Source organism: Streptomyces sp. NPDC002513 (assembly GCF_053595355.1).
In genome coordinates this window covers 13,656-36,376 of the sequence record NZ_JBSFXK010000070.1, presented here as the reverse complement: position 1 = coordinate 36,376, position 22,721 = coordinate 13,656, and the positions used below count along the sequence as shown (strand labels likewise).

The following is a 22,721-nucleotide window of genomic DNA, read 5'->3' as shown; positions in this document are numbered from 1 at the left end:
GGGCCCCCCGCGCGGTACTGGCGCCCCCCCAGGTCCCCGCCGCCCAGGCGGCCGCGCGGGTGGCCGGCGCCCCCGCCCCCGCCCCCCCCCGGACCCCCTGCCGGGACCAGGCGGCCCTTGGCGCGGCACACGGTGCGCGGCCACGCTGAAGACAGACATTCCACGGTCTGCCGCAGAGCGCGGGAGGAGGCCGCTGCGCCACGCGAAGGACTCGCCGACCGGCCCCCGGCGACCGGAACGAAAGGACACGGAGCGATGACCTCTGCCACCACCATGTCCGGGGCTCTCCCGACCGAGCACCGCGAACGGCTGATGCAGATCGCCCGCCAGGTCTCCTTCCCGGAGGGAACCCGCCTGTTCGAGGAGGGTCGGCACGCCGACCGGTTCTGGATCGTCCGGACCGGTACCGTGGCGCTGGACCTGCATGTGCCCGGCCGCCGGGCGCCCATCATCGAGTCGCTCGGCCACGGTGAACTGGTCGGCTGGTCCTGGCACTTCACCCCTCATGTGTGGCAGCTGGGCGCCGAGGCCATGACTCCCGTGCGGGCCTACGAGTTCGACGCCGTGACCGTGCGGGCGATGTGCGACGAGGACCCCGAGTTCGGCCGCGCCATCGCCACCTGGGTCGGCCGCGTCCTCGCCCACCGACTGCACGCGGCGCGCACCCGGCTGCTCGACCTGTACGCCCCGTACGGCAGCGGTGAGCGCTGAGGAGGACACCGTGACCGGCAGCCCGCACCGGGTGGGTGATGTAATGACGCGCGCCGTCGTCGCCGTCGGCCGTGACGCCCTCTTCAAGGACATCGTCGGCCTCATGGACCGGTGGAAGGTCAGTGCCCTGCCCGTGCTGGAGGGCGAGGGCCGGGTGGTCGGTGTCGTCTCCGAGGCCGATCTGCTGCCCAAGGAGGCGGTACGGGAGGGCGATCCGGACCGGTACGCCCGGGCGCACCGGCTGTCCGACCCGGCCAAGGCGGACGGGGTGACGGCGGGCGAGCTGATGTCCTCCCCGGCGATCACCGTCCATGCCGACAGCAGCCTCGCCCAGGCCGCCCGGATCATGGCGCAGCGCAGGATCAAACGGCTTCCCGTGGTCAACGACGAGGGCATGCTCGAAGGCGTCGTCAGCCGGGCGGACCTTCTCAAGGTGTTCCTGCGCCCGGACAACGACATCGCCGACGAGGTGCGGCGCGACATCGTCGACATCCTGTTCCCGGCCCCGGCCGAGCCCATCCACGTCATGGTGACCGAGGGCGTCGTCACGCTCACCGGAAAGGTCCGGGACGCGCCCCTGATCCCGGTGGCACTGCGCCTGGTCCATGCGGTCGAGGGCGTGGTCGACGTGGACTGCCATCTGTCCGGGACCGACGGGGAGTGATGCGGCCCGCCCCGGTCCAGCGGTCCGCGGCGGCCCCGCCGTCGTGTCAGCCGGCCGTCCTGCGCCACTGCGGGCCGACCCACTCCCACTCCCGGTCCCATGCCGCCATGCGCCGGCGGTCCAGGCGCCTGCGCAGCAGCCGTCCGCAGACCAGCACCCCGCCCGCGGCGCCCATCCCGGCCAGCGCTCCCACGAACCGGGCTTGCGCACGCGCCTGATCCGCGGAGGCGGGCCTGGAGACCAGGTCGCCCGACGGGTCCGTCCACACGGTGATCGCGGCACCCGCCTTGGCATCGGGCGTCACCTTGACCAGGCCCGTGTGCGGCGCGCCCGAGACGGTCCAGCGCACCTTCGCCCATGTGCCGCCGTCGATGTGTCCGGGCAGCTCCGCCGGCGTCCGGGCCGCGTCCTGCGTCAGCACGGCCCGGGCCGCGTGGGACCGGGCGCGGTGCGCGGCGAGTGACTGGTCCACGGCGCCCGCCGCCGTCCGGCCCCCGAGCACGCCGGCCAGGAGGACGAACGCCCAGATGCCGAGGACCAGCCAGGCTTCCAGCCGGTCGCTGCTCCGCCGCAGCGGATTGCGCCGCCACCGCCACAGCCACGCGCCCGTCCCCCACGTCCCTCTGATGCGCCCTGTCGCCGCCATCGGCCGTCACCTTCTCGCGCGTGCCGTAGGACCGCCTGCTTGCCGTGTGCCGCGGAACCGGCTTCCACGGGCCCCGAACCCTCCTTGTGTGTGACGCGAATCCATGAGCCGTCGCGGGCCGGTGGTGTCATGTGATGCTTCCGGCGCCCCGGGCCCCGTGTACGACGTCGTCTTCGGGAAGGTCGGGATCGAGGTCCGGGCGGCGGGGCGGACCCGCGAGCGCGCACTGCACGTCCACCACGCCCTCGACGCCCCGGACCAGGCGCGTCACCACGGGCACGAGCGAGGTGTCCGGGATGCGCCCGGTGAGCCGCACGACACCGTCGCGCACCTCCACGCGGACCGGCTCCGGCAGGGCCGGGAACAGCGGGGCGACGATCTCGTCGCGGACCTCCTCGGCGATGTCCGCGTCCTCCCGCAGGAACACCTTGAGCAGGTCGGAGCGGCTGACGATGCCGAGCAGCGCGCCGTCGTCGCTGACGACGGGCAGCCGTTTGACCCCGGACCGGGCCATGGTCCGGGCGGCCTGGCCGAGGGTCGCGTGGGCGGCGACGGTGACGGCCGGGGCGGTCATCAGCTCCTCAGCGGTCACCGCACCCGCCTTGACCAGGTCGGACAACCGCTCCAGGCGGGAGCGCCGGTCCTGGTCGCTGTCGCGGTACTCCTCCTTGCGCAGCAGGTCCGCCTCGGAGACGACGCCGACGACCCTGTTCTCCTCCTCCACCACGGGCAGGGCGCTGACGTGCCACTGCCGCATGGCCTTGACGATGTCCTTGAACGTCGCCGCGCGGCCCAGTGCGACGACGCGGCGGGTCATGACGTCACTCACGAGGCGCGGGGTGCCGTGCATGGTGTCCTCCGGTGGTGTCGAGGCGGGGACAGGGTGACGAACCGCACCCGGGTCATACGGTGATGCGCCGCCCGGTGATGCTGAGGGTCTCGATCCGGATCCACAGGTCCCGCTCCCCGCCCGCCCACGGCTCGCTGTACGCCTCGACCTCCAGCCGGCGTACGGCGTCGGGATCCGTCACCGTGCTGGCGTGCCCGCGCACCAGTACGCTCCACCCCTGGCTGAACGAGGCGTCGATGCGGTCGACCTCGAAGGCCACCTGGGTGCCGGACGCCTGGGACGTCACGGAGCCCGGGGCGGTTCTGAAGACGACCGCGCCGTCGATGACGCCGTAGTTCACGGGGACGATCTCCGGCCCTGAGACGGTGGGCACCGCCAGGCGTCCCACACCGTGCGACGAGAGCAGGTCACGGCACTCCTGGATGGTCATCGCGGCGAACTTCGGGTGCCCCGAAGCCTGTCCCAGGCCGGGCGGCAGCTCGACGTCGCCGCCGGTCAGTTCGAGCACCGTGGTCTCGAGCGCTCCGGCCAGCCTGAGCAGAGTGCTCACGCCCGGTGCGGCGGTGGGCTGCTCCTCCAGGTACTGCAGATAACTGAAGGCCATGCCCGCCCGGGCGGCCGCCTCGCACCGGGACAGACCGAGTTCCTCTCGCCGCAGGGCGAGCCGGCGCCCTAGAGCGCCCGCGGGATGGCCTTCCGTCGTGTTCGACGATCCCTGTACGGCCATGGCCCGTCACTCCCTCTCGTCACGCCGCCCGGACAGCGACGACTTCGTGCTGCTGCCCACCGAGTACCACCTTGAGCGCGCCGGTGTCGGCGCCCCGGCCGAAGACGTCGTAGGCCTCCTCCATGTGATCCAGCGGGAAGGTGTGCGTGACCAGGGACGAGGTGGGCAGCCGGCCGGCGGCCGCCATCCGCAGCAGCGTGGGCGTGGAGTAGGTGTCGACCAGACCGGTGGTGAGGGTGATGTCCTTGCTCCAGAGTTCCTCGAGGTGCAGGGTCACCGGCTTGCCGTGGACTCCTGTGTTGGCCACGTGTCCGCCGGGGCGCACCATGCGGGTGCACAGCTCGAAGCTCTCCGGCGCCCCCACCGCCTCGATGACGACGTCGGCGCCCAGTCCGTCGGTGAGGTCCGCGATCAGCTCGGGGGCCTGGCCGGCCTCGGCCAGGGCGTCGGCACCGAGTCGTTTCGCGGCGTCCAGCCGGGTCGCGGCCACGTCCACGGCGACGATGCGTTCCGGGGCGAACAGCCGGGCCGTGGCGATCGCCGCGAGCCCGATGGGCCCGGCGCCCACGACGGCCACGGTGTCCCCGGGGCGTACGTGTCCGTTGAGCACTCCCACCTCGTAGGCGGTGGGGAAGATGTCCGCGAGGAGCACCGCGTCCTTGCTGTCCACGGTGCCGGGCAGCGCGTGCAGGGACAGGTCGGCGTAGGGGACCCGGACGTATTCGGCCTGGGTGCCGTCGATCAGATGGCCGAGGATCCAGCCCCCGCCGCCGCGGCACTGGCCGTACGTCCTCTCCCAGCAGTAGCCGCACCGCCCGCAGGCGGTGATGCAGGAGACCAGGACGCGGTCACCGGGTCCTACGGTGTGGACATCGTTGGCGGTCTCGACGACCTCGCCGACCGCCTCGTGGCCCAGCACGGTGCCGGGGCGCGTCTCGGGCAGGTCGCCCTTGAGGATGTGCAGGTCCGTCCCGCAGATGGAAACGGTGTCGACGCGCACGATCGCGTCGGTGGGGTCCTTGATGTCGGGATCCGGGACCTGCTCCCAGGCGGCCTGTCCGGTGCCGTGGAAGACGAAGCCCTTCATGGCGATCCTCCCTTCCCGCCCCGGGCCGGCTTCGGTCCGGGGACTCGCGGAAGCCGTGGGGCCGGACGTCCGACCGGATGCACACAATGCCCTTCCTATCCAGCTTGTCCGATCCTTTCGGGTTCCGCTTGGGCCGGTCGGCCCTGATCACGAGGACCGCGGGGCGTCCTCCCCCGGTGGCGGCGTGCCTTCCCCGTTCAGTCCCGGTCGATGGGGACCGAACGGCCCTACCGGCACCCGCCCTGGTTCCGCTTTGCTCGAGACATGTTCGAAGCCCAGTCCGGATCGTCGTCCAGGAGCCCGGGACCCGCGGGCAGCGCGACGACCCTCGTACGGTTGCACGGCGAGATCGACATTCTCGCGGCGCAGTCCCTCGGCCCTCGGCTGGACGAGCTGACCGCCGGTCCGTGCCCCGATCTGGTGCTGGACCTGCGTCCGGTGTCCTTCCTCGACTGCTCCGGGCTGGGCCTGCTGTGCCGGGCGCGGAACCGGGTTCTCGCGCGGGGTGGCCGGCTGCGACTCGTCGTCGACGGCACTCATGTGCTGCGGGTTCTGCGCGGCACCCGTCTGACCGGCGTCTTCGACATCCACTCCGGCGTTCCGGACGGCGCCTCCCTCCCCTCCGACCCGGACATCACCGCCGCGGCGGGCTGAGCCCGGTCCCACGGTTCACCGACGTCGTCCGTGCCCTCCGGGGGCAGGCCTGTCGCCGACGACCGGGGCGTGCGGCCCGCGGACGAGGGGAAGACGACCCGGTTCAGCCTCACGGTGTCCACCGGCCGTGTGAAGCCCGGTGGCATCCCGTCGAGGCCGCAGGCCGTCTTCCCCCGCTCGGTGTCAGGGCGCCCAGGTCCAGTCGGCGACCTCGGGCAGGTCGGTGCCGTGCTCGCGGATCCAGGCGTCGTGGCGGGTACGGACGTCCGCCATCTGCTGGCGTACGGCGGCGGCGCGGACCGCGAGCCCGGGGACGCGGTCGATGACGTCCATGACCAGTCGGTAGCGGTCGAGGTCGTTGCGGACCACCATGTCGAACGGAGTGGTCGTGGTCCCGGACTCCTTGTAGCCGCGCACATGCAGGTTGCGGTGGCCGTTGCGGCGGTAGGCGAGCCGGTGGATCAGCCAGGGGTAGCCGTGGTACGCGAAGATGACCGGCTTGTCGGCGGTGAAGAGGCCGTCGTACTCGAAGTCCGTCATTCCGTGGGGGTGCTCCTCGCGCGGCAGCAGCCGGGTCATGTCGACCACGTTGACCACGCGGACCGCGAGCTGGGGCAGATGGCGGCGCAGCAACTGGGCGGCGGCCAGCACCTCCTGTGTGGGCACGTCGCCCGCGCAGGCGAGGACCACGTCCGGCTCGCCGCCGTTCTCGGTGCCCGCCCACTCCCAGATCCCGGCGCCGCGGGCGCAGTGGACGCGGGCCTGGTCCATGGAGAGCCAGTCGAAGCAGGGCTGTTTGCCGGCCACGATCACGTTGACGTAGTCGCGGCTGCGCAGCGTGTGGTCCGCGACCGACAGCAGGGTGTTGGCGTCCGGGGGCAGATAGACGCGGACGACCTCGGGGCTCTTGTTGAGGATGTGGTCGACGAAGCCGGGATCCTGGTGGGAGAAGCCGTTGTGGTCCTGGCGCCACACATGTGAGGTGAGCAGGTAGTTGAGGGAGGCGACGGGGGCGCGCCAGGGCAGCCGCCTCGATGTCCTCAGCCACTTGATGTGCTGGTTGACCATGGAGTCGACGATGTGCACGAAGGCCTCGTAGCAGGAGAACAGCCCGTGCCGTCCGGTGAGGAGGTAGCCCTCCAGCCAGCCCTGGCACAGGTGTTCGGAGAGGATCTCCATCACGCGGCCGTGCCGGTCCAGGTGTTCGTCCACCGGCAGTATCCGGGCCTGCCATGCCTTGCCGCTGGCGTCGAAGACGGCCTCCAGCCGGTTGGAGGCGGTCTCGTCGGGGCCGACCAGGCGGAAGTCGCGCCGGGCGGCGGTGTCCCTCATGATCTGTTCGAGCAGTCCGCCGAGGACCCGGGTGGGCTCGTGCAGGCTGGCGCCGGGCTTGTCGACGGGCACCGCGAAGCCGTCCAGGTCGGCGATCGGCAGTTCGCGGACGAGTAGACCGCCGTTGGCGTACGGGGTGGCGCCCAGCCGACGGTCGCCCGAGGGCACGCACGCCAGGACGTCGGCGCTCGGGCGGCCGTCGGTGTCGAACAGCGCCTCGGGCCGGTACGACTTCAGCCACGCCTCCAGCTGCCGGAGGTGCTCGGGGTTCTCGCGGACACCGGCGAGCGGCACCTGGTGTGCCCTCCAGGTGCCCTCGACCGGCACACCGTCCACCTCCGCCGGCCCGGTCCAGCCCTTGGGGGTGCGCAGCACGATCACCGGCCAGTGCGGCCGCTCCGGCACTCCCTCCTCGCGGGCCGTGCGCTGCAGCAGGGCGATGCGGTCCAGGGCCTCGTCGAAGGCCGCGGCGAGGGCCCGGTGGACGTGGCGGGGGTCGTCGCCGCCGACGTGGATCGGCTCGTGGCCGTATCCCCGCAGCAGCGCGTCGAGTTCGGGCTCCGGGAGCCGGGACAGCACGGTCGGGTTGGCGATCTTGTATCCGTTGAGGTGGAGGATCGGCAGCACCGCGCCGTCGTGCACGGGGTCGAGGAACTTGTTGGAGTGCCAGGAGGCCGCGAGCGGTCCCGTCTCCGCCTCGCCGTCGCCTATCACACAGGCCACCAGCAGATCCGGGTTGTCGAAGGCGGCTCCGTAGGCGTGGGCGAGCGAGTAGCCCAGCTCGCCGCCCTCGTGGATCGAGCCCGGCACCTCCGGCGCGACATGGCTCGGTACGCCGCCGGGGAACGAGAACTGACGGAACAGCTTCGCCATCCCCTCCGCGTCCCGGGTCACGTCCGGGTAGGTCTCGCTGTAGCTGCCCTCCAGCCAGGAGTTGGCGAGCACGGACGGACCGCCGTGCCCGGGTCCCCAGATGCACAGGGCGTCGAGGCCACGCGTCGTGATGACCCGGTTGAGGTGGGTGTACACGAGGTTGAGCCCGGGCGAGGTGCCCCAGTGGCCGAGCAGGCGCGGCTTGATGTGCTCGGGCCGCAGGGGCTCGGTCAGCAGCGGGTTGGACATCAGGTAGATCTGGCCCGCGGCAAGGTAGTTGGCGGCCCGCCAGTGGGCGTCCAGGGTGCGCAGTTCGTCGTCGGTCAGCATGGTGCCGGTCTGCTGGTCGGCCTGGGGCATGGGTGACTCCACACAGTCGTCGGGGTGCTCGGCGAGCGGACGGGGCGGCGCGGTCGCCGGCACGGGGCGTGCCGGCACACAGCCGGGGGTGGGTCAGTCATGGGCGACGACGGCGACGGGGGCGGTGGCGTGGTGCAGGACGGCATGGGTGACGGAGCCGACGTGGGTGCCGAGCGACCCACGGCGGATTCGCCGGCCCACCACCACCAGCGACGCCTCCCGCGAGGCGTCGACCAGCAGACCGGCGGCGGTACCCATCCGGGGCTGCTCCACCACCTCGACCGCCGGATACTTTTGCCGCCACGCGCCCAGCGTCTCGCTCAGGGCGGCGGCCCGGTCCCGCGCGTACTCCGAGTACAGGTCGACACCGGCGGCCAAGGCGTCGACGGAGGTGAAGGGCATCTTCCAGCCGTGCACGACGTGCAGTGCGGCGGCGCGGCGCTCGGCCTCCTCGAAGGCGAATCCGATCAGCGACGCGTCCGGGCTGCCGAGGTCGAGCCCGAGGACCACCGGGCGGAACGGACCGGCCGCGGACGGGATCCCCGCGGGATCCCTCTCGTGCTCGTCGGCCGCCTGCTCCCCGGCCCGGACCAGGACCACCGGCCGTACGGCGTCGGCCACGACAGCGAGCGACACCGAGCCGACCAGGAACCCGCCGACTCCGCCCAGCGCACGCGACCCCAGGACGAGCAGTTCGGCGTCCTCGGCCGCCCGCACCAACAGCTCGGCGGGGCGTCCGACGAGGTGCTCGACGCTCACCGCGACGCCGGGGTGCCGCAGCCGCAGCCCCTCGGCGGTCTCGCGGGGGATCTTCTCGGTCCAGTGCTGCTGTGTCTCGGGGCCCAGGAGCGGGGCCTGCGCCAGGGGATCGGGGACGGGCTCCCAGACGTGGACCAGCCTGAGCGGCAGGCCGCGCAGCGTCGCCTCGCGTGCGGCCCACTCGGCGGCGGCCCGGCTCTCGGACGAGCCGTCGAGGCCGACGGTGACGGGGCGGGACATGTTCTCCACCTCCTGCATCGTGGATCCGGGGTCTTCCGGATCGGCTTCCAGCGTCGTCCCGCGGGGGCCGCACGGTGCAGGGGCCGCAGGTCCCCGGCAGGGGCCGACCGGCCCTGGGGAGCCGGTCGGCGGAGTCGGCCGAGTACCCCCGGCGCCCGCTTGCGCATCGGTCACCGGGCTGTCCCGGGTGCGCGTCCGCGCGCCCTGTCAGGTGTGCGGGACGACGGCGACCGGGCAGTCGGCGTGGTGGAGCACCGCGTGGGTGACGGCACCGATATGCGGACCGAGACGGGTGTCCCGCGTCCTGCGCCCCACGACGAGGAGGCAGGCGCGCGCGGAGGCGTGCACCAGTTCGGCGGCGGCCCGCCCCTCGGTGACGGTCTCGCTCACGCGGACCCGGGGAAACCTCTCGCACCAGGGGCGGAGCGCCCCCACCACGATGTGTTCCTGTTCGGCGGCGGGTTCCCCGGCGCGTGCCGTGCCCGACCGGCCGGAGGCACCGTCGGCCGGGGCCGTGTCGATGGCGTGGATCACCCGCAGCCCGGCGCCACGGCGGCGGGCCGCGTCGAAGGCGAACCCGATCAGCTCGTCACCGGGGTGCTCGGTGTCCAGTCCGAGGACGACGTCGCGGTAGGGGGTCTCCGGTATCTCGTCGGGCGAGACGCCGTCCAGCGCGGGCAGATGCTCATGGGCGGAGGTCTCGCCGGCGCGGACGAGCACCACGGGCCGCGGTGACCGGGCGAGGACACGCTGGGACACGGAACCGAGCACGAAGCCCGCGATCCGGCCGAGGCCACGGGATCCGAGCACCAGTACCTCCGACTCCTCGGCGGCCGCGAGCAGGACGGTCACCGGGGAGTCGGGTACCAGCATGTCCTCCACGCGCAGGCCCGGGTGTGCGGCACGCACACTGGCGACCGACCGCCGCAGGGCGCGCTCGGCGGCGCGGAGCCGTCCGGTGTCGACGGGCACGGAGGTCCCCGGCCCCGGCTGCCCGCGCCAGGCGTGCACCAGACGGAGCCCTGCGCCGCGGCGCAGAGCCTCCCGGGCGGCCCAGTGGGCGGCGGCGAGGCTCTCGGCCGAGTCGTCGACTCCCGCGGTGACATGCTGAGCCATGATGCGCACCTCCAGCGCGTCCAGCGTGCGGGCCGTGCCGCCCTACGAGCATGCTCCGCGCACTGCCCACCGACCACCCGGAGAAGCCGGCGCGGACCGCCCGCGAGGCCTGCGTCCCGCCGGGGATGTGCCGTTTCGAGGGGGACGGGAGCGCCGACCGGTTCCGGATCCTCCGTACCGGCGCGGTCGGCCTCGCCCCGCGCGCGCCTGGCCGCCGCGCGACCGTCGGCGAGATCCGGGAGCAGTGGGCCGGTCGGCCCTAGTGCTTCCGGTCCCCCGTGGGCGACGATCGTGGTCGCGGGCGGTCCGCAGCCCGTCCTGCGTACCGAGAACGAGAGGTCCCGATGGCCGAGGCGCGCACCTACACCAGGGAGAACCCCGTCCGGGTCTTCCTGCTGGACGACCACGAGGTCGTCCGACGCGGCCTGGCCGACCTGCTGGACACCGAACCCGACATCTCGGTGGTCGGGGACGCCGACACCGTGGAGCACGCGCTCTCCCGCGCACCGGCGCTGCGGCCGCACGTCGCCGTCCTCGACGTGCGCCTCCCGGACGGCGACGGCATCAGCGTCTGCCGCGAGCTGCGCAGCCGGATGCCGGAGCTGGCCTGTCTGATGCTGACCTCGTTCGACGACGAGGACGCGCTGCTCGACGCGATCATGGCCGGGGCGTCGGGCTACGTACTCAAGCAGATCAAGGGCTCCGACCTGATCTCGGCGGTGCGCACCGTCGCCTCCGGGCAGTCCATGCTCGACCCTGCGACGACGGCACGGCTGATGCGCTCGTTGCGCGCCGACCCCGCCGAGCAGCAGCCGGCCGTCGCGCCGGAACTGGCGAGTCTGTCGCCGCGCGAGCGGGACATCCTCGCGCTGATCGGGGACGGGCTCACCAACCGGGAGATCGGCAAGAAGCTCTATCTGTCGGAGAAGACGGTCAAGAACCACATCTCCCGGCTGCTCGCCAAGCTGGGGGTGCAGCGCCGGGTCCAGGCCGCGGTCCTCGCCACTCACCTCGCGCCGGACTCCGGGGACGGCCCCGCCCGGTGAGCGGGAGGCTCGCGGCGCCGTCCGGGTGAGGCGACCGCCGGGCCGTCAGTCCTGCGCCGACCGTACCGGGACGCTCCACACCAGCCGTGTCCCGCCGCCCTCGCCGAGTTCGCCGACCGTGAGCGTGCCGCCCAGGGCGACGGCCCGTTCCTCCAGGTTCCGCAGCCCGCTGCGGTCGGCGTCCTGCGGCACCCCGCAGCCGTCGTCGGCCACCGTGAGCGTCAACTCGCCCGCGGCGAGCCGCAGGTGCACATCCACGGAGCCCGCCCCGGAGTGCCGGACCGCGTTGCTCAGGGCCTCACCGAGGACGGCGATCACATGGTCGGCCGCGTCGTCGGGGACATCGGTGTCCACGAGGCCCTCGATCCGCAGCGCGGGGGTGAAGCCGAGGGCGGCGGCCGATTCCGTCACCGCCGCGGACACCCGGGCGCGCAGACCGGCCTGCTCCTTGGTCCGGCCGCCATGGGTCCGCAGCCCGAAGATGGTCGACCGAATGATCTTGATCGTCTCGTCCAGGTCGTCGACGGTCCGCGACAGCCGTTCGGCGGCCTCCGGGTGGTCGACGAAGCGCTGGGTGCTCTGCAGCGTCATCCCGGCCGCGAACAGCCGCTGGATGGCGAGGTCGTGCAGATCGCGGGCGATGCGGTCACGGTCCTGGAGCAGCGCGATCTGCTCGGCGTCCCGGCGGCGCTCGGCCAGCTCCAGTGCGAGCGCGGCCTGTCCCGCGAAGCCGAGCAGCGGGCCGGCGTCGGTGTCCGTGAACGAGGTGCGGCCCGCCATGCGTCCGAGCAGCAGCACCCCGAGGGACTTGCCGCTGGCCACCAGCGGCACGCCGAGCACGGGCCCGAGTCCGGCCCACAGATCCGAGTCCCGGTTGATCCGGGCGTCTTTCTGGATGTCGGCGCTGACCACCGGTTCCGCCGTGCTCAACGCGGCCTCCACGAACCCGTCCTGCCCGGACACCACGAGGCCCCGGCGGCTCTCCGCCTCCGAACCGACCGCGAGCAGCGGCCGCAGCACGGTCTCCCCGGAGACCCGCTCGGCGATCATGCCGACGTCGGCGGAGACGATCGCCAGCGCCTGCTCGACGATCATCTCGAGTACCTCCGGGCCGGGGGCGCCCGACAGCAGGGCGCTGGTGACCTGGGAGCTCGCCCTGAGCCAGCGTTCGCGCAGCCGCGTCTGCTCGTACAGCCGGGCGTTCTCGATGGCGACACCCGCGGCCACCGCCAACGTGGACAGCACCGCCTCGTCCTCGGCGTCGAACTCCTCGGCGCCGCGTTTCTCGGTCAGATAGAGGTTTCCGAAGACCCGGTCGCGCACCCGGATGGGCGCACCGAGGAAGGAGTGCATCGGAGGATGGTGGGAGGGGAATCCGTACGAGGCCGGGTGATCGGAGATCTCGGCGAGGCGCAGCGCCTCCGGATGGCGGATCAGCTCGCCGAGGATGCCGTGCCCGCTGGGCAGCGCCCCGATCTCCGCGCGCTGCTCCTCGCTGATGCCGACGGTGTGGAACTCCGAGAGCATACGGTCGTCACCGATCACGCCCAGCGCGCCGTACTCGGCGTCCACGAGGACCACGGCCGCCTCGACGATGCTCCGCAGCACCTGCGGCAGGTCCAGTTCCCGTCCGACGGAGAGCACGGCCTCCAGGAGGCGGTGCACCCGGTCCTGGGTGCCACGTGCCGCGTCGATCCGGGCCTGCAACTCGTCCAGGAGCTCGTCCAGCCGCAGTTTGGGCAGGTGCTGCTCCGACCGCCCCGGCCCTTTGCCGCTCATCACTTCCTCCGACCGCATCACGCAGACAGGGTACGGACCGCCAGCGTCCTCTCAGGCCCTCACCATACTGGCTGAGGGCCTGACCGAGCAGCGCCACTCACGCAAAGTGACACCTTGGCCAGGAGCGTGCACCCGCGGCGCCGTCGCCGCCGGGCGGGCGCGTTGCACCCGACCCCCGCCCGCTTTGCACCTAATGTGCTCTACAGATGACCATATGTGCCGTGGAGATGGCCACGGCCGGGACACGGGAGACACGGTGGCGCACACGGGCGGCCCGGCAAAGGCGCCGGGGCGAGGGCGCAGGACGGGGGCCGTCGTGCTGGGCAGCCGGCCGTCACGCTCCGTACGCGTCCCCCGGCGCACCCCGGCCGTCCCCACGACGGCGGCCGAGCACGTGGTCCCCTGGCTGCGCGTCGCCGCCGCCTACGCCTGGCGTCTGATCCTCGTCGGCGTCGTCGTCTACGGCGTCTTCACCATCCTGGGACGCTTCCAGCTCATCGCCGTGGCCCTGTTCCTGGCGCTCGTCATCACCTCGGTGCTGCGGCCCCTCACCGATCTGCTGAGCCGATGGCTCCCGCGGTCCCTGACCGTCGCCGTCTGTCTCGTCGGCAGCGTCCTCGCCCTCTTCTCCGTCCTCGCCCTCGTGGGCGACGCGGTGGCGGGCGAGTCGGCGAAGCTGGCCGACGAGTTCCGCGGCGGCATCCGGGAGATCCAACGATGGCTGGAACGCCCGCCGTTCCGGCTCAGCCCCGGCAAGCTCTCCGATCTTCAGCAGCAGATCGCCTCCTACCTGTCCTCCCACCGGGCGATGCTGCTGAACAGCGCCGTCAGCGGCCTCGGCAGGATCATCGAACTGGTCACCGGAGGCGCGCTCGCGCTCTTCTCCTCGGTGTTCTTCCTCTACTCCGGCGAGCGGCTGTGGCGCTGGACGCGAGAGAGGTTGATGCCCCGGACCGCGCGCGAGGCGTGGGACCGGGCGGGACACGCGGCCTGGCACACGTTCGCCGGGTACACCCGGGGCATCATCATCGTCGCCGCCACCAACGCCGCACTCGTCGGCGTCGCCCTGTTCCTCCTGCGGGTGCCCCTGGCGCTGCCGCTCACCCTGCTGGAGTTCTTCGCCACGTTCGTGCCGCTGGTCGGCTCGCCGGTCGCGCTCGCCGTGGCCACGGTGGTCGCCCTGGCCGGCCGCGGCCCGCTCACGGCCGCGGCCGTGCTGCTGCTCATCGTCGTCATCGGCCAACTCGAGGGACATGTGCTGCACCCTCTGGTGATGAGCTGGGCCGTTCGTCTGCATCCGCTCGTCGTCGCCGTCTCCGTCATCGGGGGCAGCATCGTCGCGGGCGTGATCGGGGCCGTCGTCGCCGTCCCGTTCGTCTCCGTCGTCTGGGCGGTGCTGCGAGCGTTGCGGCCCGCCCCCTCATAGCGCCCGGGGGTCCCGGCACCCATCCGCCGGAAGGTGCCCGGCCGGTGCGCTCCGCCGTGGCCGGTGACGGCGACCTCGCGCACCGCCGGATGTGTCCGCAGCGGCGCCTCGGCCTCCCGCGGGGGAGACGGCGATGCCGCCGGCCGTCTCCCTGTCCTCCGCGCGGCCCGGATGACCCGTGGGGTCAGCAGATCCTGGGCAGTTGCTCCCCGATCGGCAGGTCGACCACCCGGGTGCCGCCGAGTCCGGTGCGGGCCACGACCATGCCCGGGTGGTCCGCCACCGCCTCGCCGATGATCCTGGCCCCCGCGCCCAGCGGATGCGCCCGCATGGCGTCCAGGACGGCGTCGGCGTGCTGTCGCGGCACGAACGCCACCAGCTTGCCCTCGTTGGCCACGTACATCGGATCGAGACCCAGCACGGCACAGGCGTTCGCGACGGCCGACGGGACCGGGACCTCGCGCTCGGTGATGACGACACCGGTGCCCGAGGCGACCGCGATCTCGTTCAGTGCGGCCCCGAGCCCTCCCCGGGTGGGGTCCCGCAGCACGTGCAGGTCCGGGGTGACGGCGAGCATCGCGCCGACCAGGGGGCCGAGGGCCGCGCAGTCGCTCTCGATCTCCACACCGAACTCCAGGCCCTCGCGGACGCTCATGATCGCCACACCGTGGACGCCGATCGGGCCGCTGACGATCACGACGTCGCCGGGGACGACCCGCTGCGGACGCAGATCGACGCCCGCCGGGATCAGTCCGATACCGGCCGTGTTGATGAAGACGCCGTCGCCGTGGCCGGCCTCCACCACCTTGGTGTCGCCCGTCGCCACCTCGACCCCGGCGGCCCGCGCCGCCGCGCCCAGCGCGTCGGCGACCCGGGCGACCGTCTCCAGTGCGACGCCCTCCTCCAGGATGAAACCGCAGGAGAGGTACGACGCCTGGGCGCCGCTCATGGCGAGGTCGTTGACGGTGCCGTTGACCGCGAGGTCGCCGATGCTGCCGCCGGGGAAGAACAGCGGCCGCACCACGAAGGAGTCGGTGGAGAACGCCAGCCGCAGTCCCCCCAGCGACAGCGCGGCGGCATCGCCGAGCTGTGCCAGCGCGTCGCCTCCGTAGGCGGGCGTGAAGATGTTACGGACCAGCTCCGCGGAGAGCACCCCGCCGCCGCCGTGGCCCATGACGACGCGGGGCTGGTCGCGCAGCGGAGCGGGGCAGGTCCAGGCCGCCGGGTCCACGGACGGCATACGCAGATCGGTGGTGTCAGACAACGGGGGTCGCCTCCCGGGGCGCGGGGGTGAGGTCCAGACGCCGGTAGAGGTAGTACGCGGCGCAGGCGCCCTCGCTGGAGACCATCGTGGCTCCGAGCGGGGTGCGCGGGGTGCACAGGGTGCCGAAGGCCTCGCACTCGTGCGGCTTGATCAGGCCCTGCAGGACCTCTCCGCTGCGGCACTCGGCGGGTTCGCGGGTGCGGATGCCCTCCACCGAGAAGCGGTGCTCGGCGTCGTGGTCGCGGTACTTCGGGGACAGCCGCCACCCGCTGCCGGGGATCACACCGATGCCGCGCCAGGCGCGGTCGGTGACCTCGAAGACGTCCTCCAGCATGGTCTTGGCGGCCGCATTGCCCTCGGACCGGACGGCACGGGGGTAGGCGTTGTCGACACGGTGTTCACCCTGTTCGAGCTGGGCCACGGTGCGGCGTACCCCTTCGAGGATGTCCAGGGGTTCGAATCCGGTGACCACGATCGGGACTCGGAACCGCTCCGCCAGGTCCGGGTACTCGTCCACGCCCATCACGCTGCACACGTGCCCCGCGGCCAGAAAGCCCTGGACGCGGCAGCTCGGGGACCGCATGATCGCCTCGATCGCGGGGGGCACCCGCACATGGGACACCAGCATGCTGAAATTCCGGATGCCGAGCTTGCGGGCCTGGTGGACCGTCATCGCGTTGGGGGGCGCGGTGGTCTCGAAGCCGATGCCGAAGAACACCACCTGCCGGTCCGGGTTCTGCTGGGCGATCCGCAGGGCGTCGAGCGGGGAGTAGACGACCCGGACGTCCCCGCCCGCCCCCCGTACCTGGAACAGATCGCGTCCGGTGCCCGGCACCCGGAGCATGTCCCCGAACGAACAGAAGACCACCCCGGGGCGGGAGGCGATCTCCAGCGCCTTGTCGATGACCTCCAGCGGGGTCACGCACACGGGGCAGCCCGGACCGTGGATCAGTTCCACTTCATCGGGCAGCAGTTGGTCGATGCCGTGGCGGATGATGGAGTGGGTCTGGCCGCCGCAGACCTCCATCAGGGCCCAGGGCCTGGTCACCGTGGCGTGGATCTCGTCGAGGAGCCGGCGGGCCAGATCCGGGTCCTGGAACTCGTCGATGTACTTCACTGACGCGCCTCCTCGCGCCCGGGCGGGAGCGTTCCGTTCGCCTCCGCCGCCGTTTCCCAGGGGTCGCCGAACTCCTCCTGCAGCATGCCGAGGGTTTCGAACAGTTCGAGCGTCTGCTTGGCCGACTCCTCGTCGAGGCGCTGCAGGGCGAAGCCGACGTGGACGATGGCGTACTCGCCGACCTGGATGTCGGGCAGGTACTCCAGGCACACCTCCTTCACGACACCGCCGAAGTCGACGGTGGCCATCCGGGTGCCGTCGCGTTCCTCGATGTCCAGCACTCTGCCGGGTACCGCCAGGCACATGGGCCTCTCCTCGCTGTGGATGGTGCGTCGCCCGGCGCTGCCGGGACGAATCGGTCAGTCGGGGACCGCGGCCCGCTCCCCCGTGCGGGCGGCCACCACGAGCTGGCCGAGGGCCAGACCGCCGTCTCCCGGGGGCACCAGGTGGTGGCGCAGCACGGTGAAGCCGTCCGCGCTCAGGGCGCGCGCGCAGGCCGAGGAGAGCAGGGAGTTGAGGAACACACCGCCGGTGAGGGCGACCGTGTCCACTCCGTGCCGCTCCCGCGCCCGTAGGCACATGGTGTGGACGAGGGCGGCGACGGCCCGGTGGAAACGGGCCGCGACCAGCTCCGCGGGCACGCCCGCGCGCAGCTCGTCGACGATCGCCGCGATCACCGGCGCCGGATCCGCCCGCACCGGGCCGCCGTCCGGCCCCGGGGGCCCGACGGCGAAGGCGTAGGCCGCGGTGTCCCCGGCGGGTGCGCGCAACGCGGCGGCCTCCAGTTCCACGGCGGCCTGGGCCTCGTACCGCGACCGGTGGCGGACTCCCGCGAGGGAGGACACGGCGTCGAAGAGCCGGCCCATGCTGGAGGTGGGGACGCAGTTCAGGTTCCGCGCCAACTGCCGCTCCAGCACGCGGCGTTCGTCCGCCGGGCAGGCGTCCGCGCAGGGCAGGCCGGCCGACCAGTCGAGCCCCGCCCGGCGCAGGTGCGCGAGGGCCATGCGGTACGGCCGGTGCACCGCGGCATCGCCCCCGGGCAGCGGCGCGTACGCCAGATGCCCGAACCGGATGAATCCGTCGTAGTCGGCGAGCAGGAACTCCCCGCCCCACACCGCCCCGTCGTCGCCGTAGCCGGTGCCGTCGAAGGCGACGCCGAGCACCGGCCTGCCGCCGTCGAGTCCGTGCTCGGCCATCACTGCGGCGACATGGGCGTGATGGTGCTGGACCCGGACGACGGGGCGGCCCGAGGCGTTCCGGAGGGCCCACCCGGCGCTGCGGTAGGCGGGATGCCGGTCGGCGGCCAGCAGTTGCGGCCGCACCGGGGTGATCGACTCCAGTTGTGTCACGGCGCGTTCGAAGGCCCGCTGGGTGGCGAGGTCGTCCATGTCGCCGATGTGGGCGGACAGCCACGCCCGACGGCCCGCGCCGAGGCAGAACGCGTTCTTGAGGTCGCCGCCGACGGCGAGGGCCGGGCGCACCTCGACCGGAAGATCCAGCGGCAGCGGGGCGTACCCTCGGGCGCGGCGTACGAGGAGCGGCCGTCCGTCGCACACCCGCACCACGGAGTCGTCGCACGGCACATGGATCGGCCGGTCGTGGGTGAGCCAGGCGTCGGCGAGGTGGGCCAGCCGCTCCAGGGCCTCCGCGTCGTCGGTGACGATGGGTTCGCCGGAGACGTTGCCGCTGGTCATGACGAGCAGCCGGGGTCCCTCGGGGTCGCCGGGAAGGCCGAACAGCAGATGGTGCACGGGGGTGTACGGCAGCATGACACCGAGGTCGGGGCTGCCCGGCGCGACGCCCTCGGCCGGCCCGACGGCGTCGGGCGCGGCCGGGTGGGCCGTGCGGCGGCGCAGCAGCACGATGGGCCGGGTGGCGCCGGTGAGCAGGGCCCGTTCCTCGGCAGCGAGCCGGACGAGGGGCTCGATGTCCTCGACGCTCGCGGCCATGACCGCGAACGGCTTGTCCCCTCTGGCCTTACGGCGCCGCAGCCGGTCGACGGCCGCGGGATCGGCGGCGTCGCACGCGAGGTGATAGCCGCCCAGGCCCTTGACCGCCAGCACGGCGCCGCCCGCCAGGAGCCGTCGAGCCCCGGCGATCGGGTCCGGGTCCGGTGCCGGCGGGCCGGCTGCGTCTGCCCGGCCGACGAGCAGACGCAGCCGCGGCCCGCAGGCCGGACAGGCGATCGGCTGGGCGTGGAAGCGGCGGTCGGCCGGATCGGTGTACTCGCGGGCGCAGTCGGCGCACATCGGGAACCCGGCCATGGTGGTCTGGTCCCGGTCGTAGGGCAGGCCGGTGACGATGGTGAACCGCGGGCCGCAGTGCGTGCAGGTGACGAACGGGTGGCGATGGCGCCGGTCGCGGGGGTCGGCGAGTTCGCCGAGGCACGCGGCACAGGTCGCCGTGTCCGCCGGGATCAGGGTGCACGCGGGGCCGTCCGCCCGGGACGCGCGGATGGCGAAGGCGGTGTCACCGGTGACGGGCACCTCCTGGTGACGGACGCGGTCCACGCGGGCCAGCGGTGGCGCGTCCTCGGCGATGCGGCCGCAGAACCGGGCGACGGCCGCCGGGTCGCCCTCGACCTCCACGACGACGCCCTCGGGGGTGTTGGTCACATACCCGGACAGGTTCAGGGCGGTGGCGAGGGCGTGGACGTAGGGCCGGAAGCCGACGCCCTGCACCACACCGTGGACGGTGACCCTTCGGCGCAGCGGCGTGCGGACCGCGGCGGCCGTCGGGGGCGGACCGCTCACGAGCCGGGCTGCGCCATGGCGGCGGTGCCGTTCGTGCGGTCTTCGGCGCCGCCGATGGCCGGGGGATGGGGATGGTCGGTCCGGGCGCCCGTGTGGTCGTGGGTGTGCTGGTGCGGCTCACGGGCCATGACGGGTGTGTGGACGGGGGCGCCGGCCGCGGCCGCCAGGGCCCGGTCGAGCAGGAGACCCACCCCCATGTCCCGGCGGGCCGAGGTGAGCAGTACCTCCACGCCCGGATTGACCCGCTCCACGTTCGCGCGGAACGTCTCCTCGTCGAAGCCGACCGCCTCGGCGATGTCCGTCTTGGTGACCACGACCAGGTGGGCGAGTCCGAAGGCGGTGGGGTACTTGAGGGGCTTGTCCTCGCCCTCGGTCACGGAGGCGAGCACCACCCGCAGGGTCTCCCCCAGGTCGTAGGAGGCCGGACAGACGAGATTGCCGACGTTCTCCACGAACAGCAGCCGCACCGAGCTGGGCAGCCACCCCTTCAGATGGCCGGCGAGCATCCCGGCCTCCAGGTGGCACAGGCCGTCGGTGAGGATCTGCTTGACCGGGACCCCTGAACGCGCGAGCCGTGCCGCGTCGTTCTCGGTGGCGAGGTCGGCGGTGAGCGCCGCGACCGGCACGGCCCGGTCCCGGGCCTCGACCAGTTCCCGTTCCAGGAGGGCGGTCTTGCCGCTGCCGGGGCTGGAGAGCAGGTTGACGACGGTGGTGCCACGGTCCGTGAGTTCGGCGCGCAGGCTGTCCGCGGCCCGGTCGTTCTTGGCGAGTACGGCCTGCTGAAGGTCGACCACACGGCACATGGTTCAGCACTCCTCGGGGATCGGTTCGCGGGTGGGTCCGGGCGTGCGGCCGTCCTCCCACCGCACCCCGACGATCTGCAGTTCACGGCCGGACAGCAGGTCGGTGGTGCCGGCGTCACATCGCGGGCAGCTCAGCAGCGGCGGCATGCCGACGGCCCATTCGTGCGCGCACGGTGTGCAGCGGGCCCGTCCGGGCACGACGTCGGTGACCAGGTGGGCGCCTTCGAGCACGGTCCCGGCGCAGGCCAGTTCGAAGCAGAAGGACAGGGCGTCGGGGACGACACCGGCCAGCTCGCCCACCTGGAGCCGGACCTCGTGCACCGCCGTGACGTCACCGGCCCGCTCGGCCGCCTCTTCCACCTGGCCGATCACCGCCAGCGCGATGGACATCTCGTGCATGGGTCTCCGTCCCGGCGGGAGGCCGGGGAGCGGCCCCGTGGGACGGGGCGTGCGCGGCCCGCCGACGTCCATTAGAGGTGAGACACCACCGGCTCGCGGACCGGCACGCCGGTGCCACCGGACGGATACGCCGTTCGCCGCAACGGCCCGGCGGGACCGGTCGGGCCGGGGCACGGGTGCGAGAGAAGGGCCTCGGGTCAGCGTGCGGCGTCGTCCACGAGGGCCTCCGGCGCCGGGCCCTCGTCCACCAGGGCCCCGGGCGCGGGACCGCCCGTCGCGTCGGGCCGCAGCAGTCGTTCGATCAGCCGGACGGCCCGGGGGACGGCGTCGGACACCGCCGGGCTCAGGCCGATGCGCTCCTCCACGGAGGCCGGCTCGCACCCCACCACCAGCGTGCGCCGTGGCGGCTGCCCGCCCGTTCCGGCGCACAGGGTGGCCAGCAGGGCGAGTACGGCATCGGGCGTCATCCGGTGGCCGTCCATCGGCACGCCCGGCACACCGTCCAGCGCGCCCTCGTCGTGTTCGATCACATACAGCGTGCCGGGGTCCCCGCCGCGCGCGGTGGCGTCGACCAGGATCAGCGTGTCGTAGCCGTCGAGGACCTGGTAGGCGAGGTGGACTCCGCGCACCCCGATGTCCAGGACCTCGACGTGCCCGGGCAGCCGGCGTCCGCTCAGCGCGCGGACGGTCTCCACTCCGAAGCCGTCGTCCCCGAGGAAGACGTTCCCGATGCCGGCCACCAGGACCTTGCCGTTGTCGCGGTCAGGGCTCATGCCTCGTCGTCCTCCACAGGTGTCACCTCGTCGGTCCGGAAGTAGAGGAAGCTCCCCTGCGCGCGCCGGATGTCGGCGCCCGGGTCGTCCTCCACCGTCACCGCGAGATGCACCGAGCCGTCCACGTCGTGCAGCACGGACTCGACGGTAGCGGTACGTCCGCGCAGGAACAGGTCCTGCGCGTCGGTGCGGCGCAGGCCGGGACGGAGTCGTACCCGACTTCCGGCGCGCACCGGCCGGCCGGCCACGACGACCTGCTCGGGAGCCGGGACGGCACCGGCCTCGCCCGGCGGGGCCGACCGGGCGTCGGGACGCACGACCCCGTGCTCGTCGGGGAATCCGTCGGCGGGAGCGGCCCCCGTCACCGCGCGCACACCGCCCGGGGTGAGGACCCCGTCGGCCGCAACGGCCGCGTACGGCGTGTCGGGGTGCCCGGGATGATCGGGCTGTCCGGGGTGGTCCGGGGAGGCGGCCGGATGGTCCCCGAGGATGACCGGCGAGGACAGCACGACGTCCGCGCGACCGGGCTCGCCGGCGAGAACGGGCCAGGTGTGCAGATTGCGGCAGGAGGCGATCGCGTCCTTCGCCCATTCGGGGGGATCCGTCATCGACAGGAACGATCCGGCGCTCAGTCCCAGCAGGAGGTGAGCGGCCATCAGCGAACGCGCCAGTGCCGAGCCCCGGTCGGCGGCCTCGCCGTCCGCGGGGGCCCAGGGGGTGGTGTTCTCGACGACGGCGGTCAGCCGCATCACCCGGAAGGGGCCGTCGAGTCGACGTGCCGACAGCCGCAGGGTGCCGTGGATCTCCTCGCACCGGCGTACCAGGCGGCCCACGGCCCGGCCGTCCTCGTCGAGGACCGGCTCGCTCTCCTCCTCCGCCGGGCGGGCGAAGGCGAGCGTGACCCCGTCGCCGTCGACGAGTTCGGCCGGCGTCACGACCGCTTCGACGCGCTCCACGGTTCCCTCGTCCCGGGGAGCGAGCACGCGGTCCCCCAGCCGGAGTTCGGCAACGGTCGTGAACGTGCCGTCGGCGCGGGCCCGCTGGACCGTACGGCGCCGGGCGCGCAGGAAGCGCAGCTCGACCGCCAGGGTGGCGTCCGCGCCGGGTTCCATCAGGCACTCGGTGTGCTGGAAGTCGTACTCCCCCTCGCGGTCGGCGCCCCAGGCCGGCGGTACGAGCACCCCGGACTGCCGGCGCAGCCGGTGCTCGGCGGCAGAGCCGCGGTACGGGTGGAGCGCACAGCCCTCGAAGAGAACGGTGTCGGCCACCCGCCGGGCGAGGGCGAAGCGTGCCTCCGTCTCCGGGGCGAACAGGGTCACGCTCACGGAGCGGTCCTTTCGGG

The 22,721-nt window shown here is 73.2% G+C and carries 22 protein-coding genes; 6 read left to right on the top strand and 16 right to left on the bottom strand.

The features are described from left to right. Window positions 1-255: 255 nt before the first annotated feature. Both ACWD5Q_RS30775 and ACWD5Q_RS30770 read left to right on the top strand, forming a co-directional pair. Window positions 256-711 (top strand): Crp/Fnr family transcriptional regulator, encoded by a 456-nt coding sequence (locus ACWD5Q_RS30775; protein WP_451430352.1) that lies wholly within the window; start codon window positions 256-258, stop codon window positions 709-711. 10 nt (window positions 712-721) lie between these two features. Further along, a complete protein-coding gene (locus ACWD5Q_RS30770; protein ID WP_451430351.1) occupies window positions 722-1,375 on the top strand; it encodes a CBS domain-containing protein in 654 nt (217 codons plus the stop codon). 46 nt (window positions 1,376-1,421) lie between these two features. Here the strand turns inward: ACWD5Q_RS30770 and ACWD5Q_RS30765 are convergent, their stop codons facing one another. The 4 genes from ACWD5Q_RS30765 to ACWD5Q_RS30750 form a co-directional block, all read right to left on the bottom strand. Continuing rightward, window positions 1,422-2,021, bottom strand: a complete 600-nt coding sequence (locus ACWD5Q_RS30765; protein ID WP_451430350.1) for an Rv1733c family protein — start codon at window positions 2,019-2,021, stop codon at window positions 1,422-1,424. Window positions 2,022-2,148: 127 nt separating this feature from the next. Continuing rightward, window positions 2,149-2,871 (bottom strand): CBS domain-containing protein, encoded by a 723-nt coding sequence (locus ACWD5Q_RS30760; RefSeq protein ID WP_451430349.1) that lies wholly within the window; start codon window positions 2,869-2,871, stop codon window positions 2,149-2,151. A gap of 52 nt (window positions 2,872-2,923) precedes the next feature. After that, window positions 2,924-3,598, bottom strand: a complete 675-nt coding sequence (locus ACWD5Q_RS30755) for a helix-turn-helix domain-containing protein (protein ID WP_451430348.1) — start codon at window positions 3,596-3,598, stop codon at window positions 2,924-2,926. A 19-nt stretch (window positions 3,599-3,617) separates the two neighbouring features. Then, window positions 3,618-4,685 (bottom strand): zinc-dependent alcohol dehydrogenase family protein, encoded by a 1,068-nt coding sequence (locus ACWD5Q_RS30750; protein WP_451430347.1) that lies wholly within the window; start codon window positions 4,683-4,685, stop codon window positions 3,618-3,620. 264 nt (window positions 4,686-4,949) lie between these two features. On the opposite strand from ACWD5Q_RS30750, the gene ACWD5Q_RS30745 reads away from it, so the two are divergent. After that, window positions 4,950-5,339 carry an STAS domain-containing protein gene (locus ACWD5Q_RS30745; protein WP_451430346.1) on the top strand — a complete coding sequence of 130 codons (390 nt, stop codon included), beginning with the start codon at window positions 4,950-4,952 and terminating at the stop codon, window positions 5,337-5,339. Window positions 5,340-5,522: 183 nt separating this feature from the next. Here ACWD5Q_RS30745 and ACWD5Q_RS30740 read toward each other — a convergent pair whose 3' ends face one another. The 3 genes from ACWD5Q_RS30740 to ACWD5Q_RS30730 all read right to left on the bottom strand — a co-directional run bounded on the left by ACWD5Q_RS30740 (window position 5,523) and on the right by ACWD5Q_RS30730 (window position 10,019). Further along, window positions 5,523-7,904, bottom strand: a complete 2,382-nt coding sequence (locus tag ACWD5Q_RS30740; protein WP_451430345.1) for a phosphoketolase family protein — start codon at window positions 7,902-7,904, stop codon at window positions 5,523-5,525. Between the two features lie 93 nt (window positions 7,905-7,997). Then, a complete protein-coding gene (locus ACWD5Q_RS30735) occupies window positions 7,998-8,903 on the bottom strand; it encodes a universal stress protein (protein WP_451430344.1) in 906 nt (301 codons plus the stop codon). A 207-nt stretch (window positions 8,904-9,110) separates the two neighbouring features. Then, window positions 9,111-10,019: a universal stress protein gene (locus ACWD5Q_RS30730; protein ID WP_451430343.1), complete on the bottom strand. Its 909-nt coding sequence runs from the start codon at window positions 10,017-10,019 to the stop codon at window positions 9,111-9,113. 50 nt (window positions 10,020-10,069) lie between these two features. On the opposite strand from ACWD5Q_RS30730, the gene ACWD5Q_RS30725 reads away from it, so the two are divergent. Then, window positions 10,070-10,282 carry a hypothetical protein gene (locus ACWD5Q_RS30725; RefSeq protein ID WP_451430342.1) on the top strand — a complete coding sequence of 71 codons (213 nt, stop codon included), beginning with the start codon at window positions 10,070-10,072 and terminating at the stop codon, window positions 10,280-10,282. A gap of 81 nt (window positions 10,283-10,363) precedes the next feature. Then, a complete protein-coding gene (locus ACWD5Q_RS30720; RefSeq protein WP_451430341.1) occupies window positions 10,364-11,065 on the top strand; it encodes a response regulator in 702 nt (233 codons plus the stop codon). 45 nt (window positions 11,066-11,110) lie between these two features. On the opposite strand, the gene ACWD5Q_RS30715 is transcribed toward ACWD5Q_RS30720, so the two are convergent. Then, window positions 11,111-12,862, bottom strand: coding sequence for a GAF domain-containing protein (locus ACWD5Q_RS30715; RefSeq protein WP_451430354.1), 1,752 nt, complete (start codon window positions 12,860-12,862; stop codon window positions 11,111-11,113). Between the two features lie 238 nt (window positions 12,863-13,100). On the opposite strand from ACWD5Q_RS30715, the gene ACWD5Q_RS30710 reads away from it, so the two are divergent. Beyond that, the gene (locus ACWD5Q_RS30710; RefSeq protein WP_451430340.1) at window positions 13,101-14,270 is read left to right on the top strand and encodes an AI-2E family transporter; all 1,170 of its coding nucleotides are present in this window, start codon (window positions 13,101-13,103) and stop codon (window positions 14,268-14,270) included. A 184-nt stretch (window positions 14,271-14,454) separates the two neighbouring features. On the opposite strand, the gene hypE is transcribed toward ACWD5Q_RS30710, so the two are convergent. The 8 genes from hypE to ACWD5Q_RS30670 form a co-directional block, all read right to left on the bottom strand. Next, window positions 14,455-15,534, bottom strand: a complete 1,080-nt coding sequence (gene hypE / locus ACWD5Q_RS30705) for a hydrogenase expression/formation protein HypE (protein ID WP_451430339.1) — start codon at window positions 15,532-15,534, stop codon at window positions 14,455-14,457. After that, window positions 15,527-16,651, bottom strand: a complete 1,125-nt coding sequence (gene hypD, locus ACWD5Q_RS30700) for a hydrogenase formation protein HypD (RefSeq protein WP_451430338.1) — start codon at window positions 16,649-16,651, stop codon at window positions 15,527-15,529. Before hypD ends, hypE begins: the two co-directional genes overlap by 8 nt. Beyond that, window positions 16,648-16,956, bottom strand: coding sequence for a HypC/HybG/HupF family hydrogenase formation chaperone (locus ACWD5Q_RS30695; protein ID WP_451430337.1), 309 nt, complete (start codon window positions 16,954-16,956; stop codon window positions 16,648-16,650). The genes hypD and ACWD5Q_RS30695 overlap by 4 nt, the downstream gene beginning before the upstream one ends. A gap of 54 nt (window positions 16,957-17,010) precedes the next feature. After that, window positions 17,011-19,404 carry a carbamoyltransferase HypF gene (gene hypF, locus ACWD5Q_RS30690; RefSeq protein ID WP_451430336.1) on the bottom strand — a complete coding sequence of 798 codons (2,394 nt, stop codon included), beginning with the start codon at window positions 19,402-19,404 and terminating at the stop codon, window positions 17,011-17,013. Continuing rightward, entirely contained in the window at window positions 19,401-20,207 is an 807-nt protein-coding gene (gene hypB / locus ACWD5Q_RS30685) for a hydrogenase nickel incorporation protein HypB (protein WP_451430335.1), read from the bottom strand. Before hypB ends, hypF begins: the two co-directional genes overlap by 4 nt. A gap of 3 nt (window positions 20,208-20,210) precedes the next feature. Then, complete coding sequence (locus ACWD5Q_RS30680) at window positions 20,211-20,606, bottom strand: hydrogenase maturation nickel metallochaperone HypA/HybF (RefSeq protein WP_451430334.1); 396 nt, start codon at window positions 20,604-20,606, stop codon at window positions 20,211-20,213. A 197-nt stretch (window positions 20,607-20,803) separates the two neighbouring features. After that, complete coding sequence (locus ACWD5Q_RS30675; protein WP_451430333.1) at window positions 20,804-21,379, bottom strand: hydrogenase maturation protease; 576 nt, start codon at window positions 21,377-21,379, stop codon at window positions 20,804-20,806. Continuing rightward, entirely contained in the window at window positions 21,376-22,704 is a 1,329-nt protein-coding gene (locus tag ACWD5Q_RS30670) for a hypothetical protein (RefSeq protein WP_451430332.1), read from the bottom strand. The genes ACWD5Q_RS30675 and ACWD5Q_RS30670 overlap by 4 nt, the downstream gene beginning before the upstream one ends. Window positions 22,705-22,721 lie beyond the last annotated feature (17 nt).

Excerpts from the sequence above, each read along its gene's own strand:
- ACWD5Q_RS30675 (WP_451430333.1), bottom strand. The coding sequence starts at position 21,379 with ATGAGCCCTGACCGCGACAACGGCAAGGTCCTGGTGGCCGGCATCGGG.
- ACWD5Q_RS30750 (WP_451430347.1), bottom strand. The coding sequence starts at position 4,685 with ATGAAGGGCTTCGTCTTCCACGGCACCGGACAGGCCGCCTGGGAGCAG.
- ACWD5Q_RS30735 (WP_451430344.1), bottom strand. The coding sequence starts at position 8,903 with ATGTCCCGCCCCGTCACCGTCGGCCTCGACGGCTCGTCCGAGAGCCGG.
- ACWD5Q_RS30760 (WP_451430349.1), bottom strand. The coding sequence starts at position 2,871 with ATGCACGGCACCCCGCGCCTCGTGAGTGACGTCATGACCCGCCGCGTC.
- ACWD5Q_RS30725 (WP_451430342.1), top strand. The coding sequence starts at position 10,070 with ATGCTCCGCGCACTGCCCACCGACCACCCGGAGAAGCCGGCGCGGACC.
- ACWD5Q_RS30740 (WP_451430345.1), bottom strand. The coding sequence starts at position 7,904 with ATGCCCCAGGCCGACCAGCAGACCGGCACCATGCTGACCGACGACGAA.
- hypB (WP_451430335.1), bottom strand. The coding sequence starts at position 20,207 with ATGTGCCGTGTGGTCGACCTTCAGCAGGCCGTACTCGCCAAGAACGAC.
- ACWD5Q_RS30755 (WP_451430348.1), bottom strand. The coding sequence starts at position 3,598 with ATGGCCGTACAGGGATCGTCGAACACGACGGAAGGCCATCCCGCGGGC.
- ACWD5Q_RS30745 (WP_451430346.1), top strand. The coding sequence starts at position 4,950 with ATGTTCGAAGCCCAGTCCGGATCGTCGTCCAGGAGCCCGGGACCCGCG.
- ACWD5Q_RS30730 (WP_451430343.1), bottom strand. The coding sequence starts at position 10,019 with ATGGCTCAGCATGTCACCGCGGGAGTCGACGACTCGGCCGAGAGCCTC.
- ACWD5Q_RS30720 (WP_451430341.1), top strand. The coding sequence starts at position 10,364 with ATGGCCGAGGCGCGCACCTACACCAGGGAGAACCCCGTCCGGGTCTTC.
- ACWD5Q_RS30695 (WP_451430337.1), bottom strand. The coding sequence starts at position 16,956 with ATGTGCCTGGCGGTACCCGGCAGAGTGCTGGACATCGAGGAACGCGAC.
- ACWD5Q_RS30715 (WP_451430354.1), bottom strand. The coding sequence starts at position 12,862 with ATGCGGTCGGAGGAAGTGATGAGCGGCAAAGGGCCGGGGCGGTCGGAG.
- ACWD5Q_RS30775 (WP_451430352.1), top strand. The coding sequence starts at position 256 with ATGACCTCTGCCACCACCATGTCCGGGGCTCTCCCGACCGAGCACCGC.
- ACWD5Q_RS30680 (WP_451430334.1), bottom strand. The coding sequence starts at position 20,606 with ATGCACGAGATGTCCATCGCGCTGGCGGTGATCGGCCAGGTGGAAGAG.
- ACWD5Q_RS30765 (WP_451430350.1), bottom strand. The coding sequence starts at position 2,021 with ATGGCGGCGACAGGGCGCATCAGAGGGACGTGGGGGACGGGCGCGTGG.